Annotated in this window: 5 protein-coding genes and 1 pseudogene; 4 read left to right on the top strand and 2 right to left on the bottom strand. The window is 46.5% G+C overall.

Features of this window, described 5'->3' with window-relative positions:
- Positions 1–104: 104 nt before the first annotated feature.
- The gene (locus tag PX636_RS05815; protein ID WP_002761158.1) at positions 105–740 is read right to left on the bottom strand and encodes a peroxiredoxin; all 636 of its coding nucleotides are present in this window, start codon (positions 738–740) and stop codon (positions 105–107) included.
- A 478-nt stretch (positions 741–1218) separates the two neighbouring features.
- Between PX636_RS05815 and psbU the strand changes: the two genes are divergently transcribed.
- The 4 genes from psbU to PX636_RS05795 all read left to right on the top strand — a co-directional run bounded on the left by psbU (position 1219) and on the right by PX636_RS05795 (position 5856).
- The gene (gene psbU, locus PX636_RS05810) at positions 1219–1626 is read left to right on the top strand and encodes a photosystem II complex extrinsic protein PsbU (RefSeq protein ID WP_012266475.1); all 408 of its coding nucleotides are present in this window, start codon (positions 1219–1221) and stop codon (positions 1624–1626) included.
- 192 nt (positions 1627–1818) lie between these two features.
- Positions 1819–3486: an L-aspartate oxidase gene (gene nadB, locus PX636_RS05805; protein WP_288116471.1), complete on the top strand. Its 1668-nt coding sequence runs from the start codon at positions 1819–1821 to the stop codon at positions 3484–3486.
- 208 nt (positions 3487–3694) lie between these two features.
- Entirely contained in the window at positions 3695–4789 is a 1095-nt protein-coding gene (locus PX636_RS05800) for a HEAT repeat domain-containing protein (RefSeq protein WP_041804157.1), read from the top strand.
- Positions 4786–5856: a glycosyltransferase family 4 protein gene (locus PX636_RS05795; protein WP_041804156.1), complete on the top strand. Its 1071-nt coding sequence runs from the start codon at positions 4786–4788 to the stop codon at positions 5854–5856. The genes PX636_RS05800 and PX636_RS05795 overlap by 4 nt, the downstream gene beginning before the upstream one ends.
- A 257-nt stretch (positions 5857–6113) precedes the next feature.
- Here the strand turns inward: PX636_RS05795 and PX636_RS05785 are convergent.
- Positions 6114–6309 (bottom strand): annotated as a pseudogene (locus tag PX636_RS05785) (DUF4277 domain-containing protein); the annotation flags it as partial.

The raw sequence follows: 6309 nt of genomic DNA, 5'->3' as shown, positions 1-6309 counted from the left end.
ATTTAGGCACTTTTTCCCTGAAAATTAGGTAATTGGCCACCTCAAAACTGGTAAAACCCTACACCCCACACCCTGCCACCAGGAAAAACTTTTTGCCGCAAACCCTACTTATTAGGTTGGGGAGTCATGCGTAGATAGGGTTTGATTTCTTCAACCCCTTTGGGGAATTTGCTGCGAGCTTCTTCAGTGGGAATAGAGGGAACCACCACACAATCGCCACCGTCGGTCCAGTTAGCCGGGGTAGCCACTTGATAGTTATCGGTGAGCTGCAGGGAGTCAATCACGCGCAGGATCTCGTTAAAATTGCGTCCCGTGCTGGCAGGATAGGTAATGGTTAAACGTAATTTTTTGTTGGGATCGATGATAAACACCGAACGTACCGTGAGATTGTTGAGGGAATTAGGGTGAATCATGCCGTAGAGATCCGACACTTTGCGATCGCCATCGGCGATAATCGGATAGTTAACGGTAGTGTTTTGAGTTTCGTTGATGTCATTAATCCAACCCCGATGGGATTCGGCACTATCGACACTCAAAGCGATCACTTTCACATTACGTCGCTCAAATTCTGACTTAAGACTAGCCACCGTACCTAATTCCGTGGTACAAACGGGGGTATAATCAGCCGGGTGCGAGAACAGCACCACCCAGCTATCTCCTACCCACTGGTGAAAAGAAATCGGACCTTCACTAGAATCTTGTGTAAAATCTGGAACGATATCACCCAATTGGAGAGCCATAATTGTGTCTTCCTTATTATGTATTTCAAGACAAGCAACAGTCTATGATGCCATAGGAGTGCTGTTCGTCATTGATAATTTTAGGGATTTGTAATAATTGGGTTAGGGGATAGGGGAATGAGGAAATGGGGGAAGTGGGGAGATAGGGAGATAGGGAAATTCAACTGTAGCAGCCGCCAGATGGCAGCAGGAAAATCCTTGCCAGAAAGGGGTTTTAGCGATTTAGATTGTCCTAACCAACTTGTTCTTTGTGATCAAACCCCAAAACCGCAAAACCCTTCCCCTAGGGGGGCAAACTAGGTTATGATCTGGTCTAATGGCATGATATAACTTTTTTAACTAGCTATCAGCGTTCAGCTAATACCTAGGCTGCGGTGGCAAATCCCAACTACCCACCCTATGCCTAGTCGGAAAGCTGACGGCTTAATTTCTTGTCCTGATCGTTAATTTGCCTTGGTTTTAGGAGACCACAACTGCAATGAAGAATCTTGTTCGTCTGCTGGCGGTAATTGCCTTGATTATCGGGAGTTTTTGGGGCAAAGTTCCCGCTCAAGCTCTCAATCTCACCTCGATCGCCCTTCCTTCTCTTCCTGTGGCCGTCTTAAATGCGGCCGATGCCAAACTAACTACAGAATTTGGGGCGAAAATCGACCTCAATAACAGTGATATTCGCGATTTCCGGGACTTGAGAGGGTTCTATCCCAATTTAGCTGGTAAAATCATCAAAAACGCCCCCTACGAAGAAGTGGAAGATGTCCTCAATATCCCCGGACTCTCGGACACTCAAAAAGAGCGTTTACAGGCTAATCTGGAGAAATTTACCGTTACTGAGCCTTCTAAAGAATTTATCGAGGGTGATGACCGTTTTAACCCCGGAGTTTACTAAATCCAATTAATTACGGTTTAAAAAAAATTACTAGGTGGGCGATCGCTCACCTTTTTCAGTGATCAGCTTCTGAAGGCAAGAGGCAAAAGAAAGAATCTGGCATACTGCCCCAAGCTAAAAACTGGCGATTTTTGCCAGAACTATAGAGAAATGAAATGCTAGAATAAATAGAATTTATCAATTAACTCCTACATGGTCGTTTCCTCGCAACTGCCGAGTTATCAAGATGTTTTAGTGGTGGGATCGGGAGCGGCGGGATTGTATGCCGCACTGTGTTTACCCCCTAACTTAAAGGTGGGTTTAATTACCAAAGAAGATTTAAAAACTGGGGCTAGTGATTGGGCGCAGGGAGGAATTGCGGCAGCCACCTCCCAGGCAGATTCCCCCGTTTTCCATTTAGAAGATACCCTGAAAGCTGGAGCGGGCTTATGCGATCGCTATGCCGTGCAGTTTTTAGTCGAGAAGGCCCCCCAAGCAATCGCTGATTTGCTGCGGTTAGGGGTGAGTTTTGATCGCTCCGGAGACGACTTAGCCCGCACTCTTGAGGCTGCCCATTCCCAGGCCCGGGTGCTGCACGCAGCTGATCGCACGGGGAGAGCGATCGTCAGTACCCTGATGGAAAAAGTGGTCGAACGCCCCAATATTACCATTATTCCCCAAGCGATTGCGCTGAAACTCTGGCTTGACCCGGAAGGGCAACGCTGTCAAGGTATTTGTTTACTCCATCAAGATCATCTCTGTTGGCTGCGAGCGCAAGCAGTCATTCTGGCTACGGGAGGCGGCGGTCAAGTCTACGCCCAAACCACTAATCCCGCCGTTAGCACCGGGGATGGAGTCGCCCTAGCTTGGCGTGCTGGGGCAGTGATTCGCGACCCAGAATTTTTTCAGTTTCACCCCACTGCTTTGACTGTGCCGGGGGCGCCGCGGTTTTTAATTAGTGAAGCGGTGCGCGGCGAAGGAGCGCATTTAATTGATGACCGGGGGCGGCGTTTTGCCTTCGATTACCATCCGGCCGGAGAATTAGCCCCCCGGGATGTGGTGAGTCGGGCGATTTTTAGCCATTTGCAAAAAACCTCCGACGATCCCGCCCATGCCAAAGTATATCTAGATTTAAGACCAATCGAACCGGAGCGTCTGCGTTATCGTTTCCCCAATATTATCCGCATCTGTCAAAAATGGGGCATTAATGTGCTTGAGGATGTGATTCCGGTCGCCCCCGCCGCTCACTATTGGATGGGAGGAGTGGCCACAGATTTAAACGCCCGCACTTCTCTATCCGGTTTGTATGCGATCGGCGAAGCCGCTAGTACAGGTGTTCATGGAGCCAATCGTTTAGCCAGTAATTCTCTCTTGGAATGTATTGTCTTTGCGGCAAAGTTAGTTGAAATAGGTCTAGAGCCAGAAAACTTTCGTGGGGAAAGACCAGAAAAACCCTTAGAAATTGCGGAAAATTGGCAGGAAGAACAGGAATACTGGCAAAAAGTACGGAGAGAATTACCGATTTTAATGTGGGAAAATGCGGGAATTTGCCGATTTCAAAATGAGTTAGAAATTGCTATCCTACGGGTGCAACAGTGGAAACAACAGTTACATTCCTTAAAGATGGGCCAATTTCTCCAGAATCTTCTTCCCGACAAAGGACAATTATTTTTGTGTCCCTCGGTGCAGTTAGAAATAAGAACAGCGATCGAGACATTAAATCTTCTAGACATCGCCGACTTAATTCTGGAAAGTGCCTTATTACGAGCAGAAAGCCGAGGCGGTCACTATCGGGGCGATTATCCAGAAACCGTAGCTAATTGGCAATTCCACACGACTATTCAAGGTCGAATATGGCGCAAAACGCCTGTGCAAGCTTAATTAAGCCAGTTTTTCACAGATAATCCCTAAGCTCTAAACAGTGGACTCTATCCTCGCTCCTAGGAGCCGTACTATTCGCCCCACCCTCACCGAGGGCTTTTCCCCAATCATCGCGGTCTATGACCCATCTCTGGAGTTCAGTGCTTTTCATTTATGGCTTTTAGGCTATCATAACTTTTACCCCCCCTTAAACAGTTACATTAATTCTATGATCAAACCCAATTTCCTATTTTTGTTAGCTATCGGTGTGAGCAGTTGGGGTCATAATTTCCAGACTTTACCCACGGCTAACGCTCAAACTCCACCTAGGTTAGAGCAACCCCAGACTGTGGCCACTTACGATCAGTTGATGAAAGCTGGTTACGAAGCTACAGCCCAAAGAAATTACCAACTCGCCCTAGAAAAATTTCAACAAGCTCTGGCACAACGTCCGAACGATACATTTGCTCAAAATGCGATCGCTAATATGCAGAAGTATCTAGGTCAAAACGCTGCGGCCGCCAACGCAGCCGCCGGAAATGAGACTTCACCAATACCGTTAATTGCTGGCTCGGCTCTGTTATCCATCGCTTTATTGGCAGCTTTACTATCGCTTTTCTTTCAATATCGTCCTAAGGGCAAAGCCTCAAAACGCCGCAAAAAGACAACTTACGTCAATCCTAAAAACCCACTCGACAACTTTTCTAGGGGCAATGGCAATTCCTTCGACGCGGACACCAAAACGGGCAGTGACATTAATGGCAGTGGTGAAGAGGATTTCGAGCCTTCTTTGCCCGTACAAGCTACTTCCCGTATCCCGAACGTAGACTTAATCCTGCGTTTAATTGAAAGTCTTCGCGATAACGATCCTCGTACCCGTAGACGGGCGGTTTGGAAACTGGCACAAATGTCCGATTCTAGGGCAATGCAGCCTTTAGTCGATAGTATGGTGGATGGGGATTCCTACGAACGTAGTTTAACCCTAGAAGCCCTCGCTCAAATCTGTACCCGCTCCCTGCGACCGATGAACCAAGCTTTGGCTATCTCCCTCCAGGATAAAAATCCCCAAGTGCGGAAAAATGCTATCCGGGATTTAACCAGACTCTACGATATCATGTCTCAGATCAGTCAATTAATTTGTCATGCCCTCGATGATTCCGATGAAGAAGTGCAAGAAACAGCACGCTGGGCAATCAGACAGTTAAATCTGCAATTACCGCCCCGTTTAGATATTGCTCCCCTAGAAACCACTGGTGAACCGGAAGATGATGACGTACAGGATACTTCCTTCACTGAAACCACACCCACAGAGGTGCAAAATTGAGTCGAAAACTGTTATTTCTCTCCACCCCCGTGGGATTTTTGGGTTCGGGGGGCGGCGGTGGCGTAGAATTAACTCTTTATAATCTCGCTCGCACTCTGACTAGGCAAGGCTATCCGGTGCGGGTAGTGGCTCCAGAAGCCTCGCAGTTGCATGATATTCCCTTAATCACTATAGCAGGAAATGCCCAGATTTCCGCCCAAAGTCAGGGCCGGCAAGCCCCGATTTTAATGCCCGAAAATGCCGTTTTGGCCAATATGTGGCACTACGCCCAACAGGTACAAAATCAGTACGATTTAATTGTTAATTTTGCCTACGATTGGCTCCCTTTTTATCTCACTCCTTTTTTTGCCACTCCCGTCGCCCATTTAGTCAGCATGGCTTCCGTTTCTTTGGCGATGGATCATATTATTGAAAAAACTTACAGCAATTTTCCCCATTTACTCGCTTTTCACACCCTTGCCCAAGCAGAAACTTTCTCCCTCTCTCCCCCCTATCGCTGTTTGGCTAATGGTTTAGACGTATCTTTGTATCAGTTTCGGGACGATCCTTCCCCCTGTCTAGCCTGGGTGGGACGGATTGCCCCGGAAAAGGCTTTGGAAGATGCGATCGCAGCTTGTCAACAGTTAGGTGTCCCTTTACGGGTTTTCGGTCATATTTCCGATCCTCTCTACTGGCAAAATTTACAGGATACCTATAGTTTCGATTTAGTCGATTATCGCGGGTTTTTGCCCACCGGGAGCCTACAAAAAGAGCTAGGCGACTGTTTTGGCCTGTTGATGACCCCGCGCTGGGTTGAGGCTTTTGGTAACGTGGCTATTGAAGCTTTAGCCTGTGGTGTTCCCGTAGTTGCCTATCGTCGCGGTGGTCCGGTAGAAATTATTGAAGAGGGAAAAACTGGTTTTTTAGTTGAACCCGATAGTATCGAGGGATTAGTTACAGGAATTAAAAATTTAGACCGGATCGATCGATATTCTTGTCGTGCAGTAGTCGAGCAAAAATATTCCCTAGAAGCTTTGGCAAATCGAGCTATTAATTGGTTTGAAGAAATTTTTGCTCGCAAAAAATAAATAGGCTCTCTTGGTTTAGTCTGGTTAAATCTAGCCTAGCATAGGGCTTGCTGAATAAATCTAAAAACCTTGTTGGGTAAGACTTTTAGACTTTTTGGAAACCAAAAAGTGCCAGATCTGGGAGTGATCGGGTGGAAAATCCCTGGACTTTTTCCCTGAAAATTAGGTAATTGACCTCCTCAAAATCGCTAAAACCCTACACCCTACACCCTACACCCCACACCCTGCCCCCAGGAAAAACTTTTTCAGCAAACCCTAAATAAACTATTCAATACTATTTGATAAATTTCATCCATGAATCTACCAATTTTATCATCGTTTAAATATTCACTTTTAATCTCATCTCCTAATAATTTTTCTACAGCTTTGTCTTCAAAAAATTGACTAAATAAATACAAGGGGCGTGACACCATTCCTAGCCCATTGAGAATCATGGCTTTTAAGACTTGTCCT

The organism is Microcystis sp. M53598_WE2 (genome assembly GCF_030067735.1).
Taxonomy (GTDB): Bacteria; Cyanobacteriota; Cyanobacteriia; order Cyanobacteriales; family Microcystaceae; genus Microcystis; species Microcystis aeruginosa.
Note: the sequence above shows the minus strand (reverse complement) of the source record. Positions and strands in the feature narration are given on the sequence as shown.

Bases quoted from the DNA above. Each gene is read 5' to 3' on its own strand.
- PX636_RS05800 (WP_041804157.1), top strand. From the start codon at position 3,695: ATGATCAAACCCAATTTCCTATTTTTGTTAGCTATCGGTGTGAGCAGT.
- PX636_RS05815 (WP_002761158.1), bottom strand. From the start codon at position 740: ATGGCTCTCCAATTGGGTGATATCGTTCCAGATTTTACACAAGATTCT.
- psbU (WP_012266475.1), top strand. From the start codon at position 1,219: ATGAAGAATCTTGTTCGTCTGCTGGCGGTAATTGCCTTGATTATCGGG.
- nadB (WP_288116471.1), top strand. From the start codon at position 1,819: ATGGTCGTTTCCTCGCAACTGCCGAGTTATCAAGATGTTTTAGTGGTG.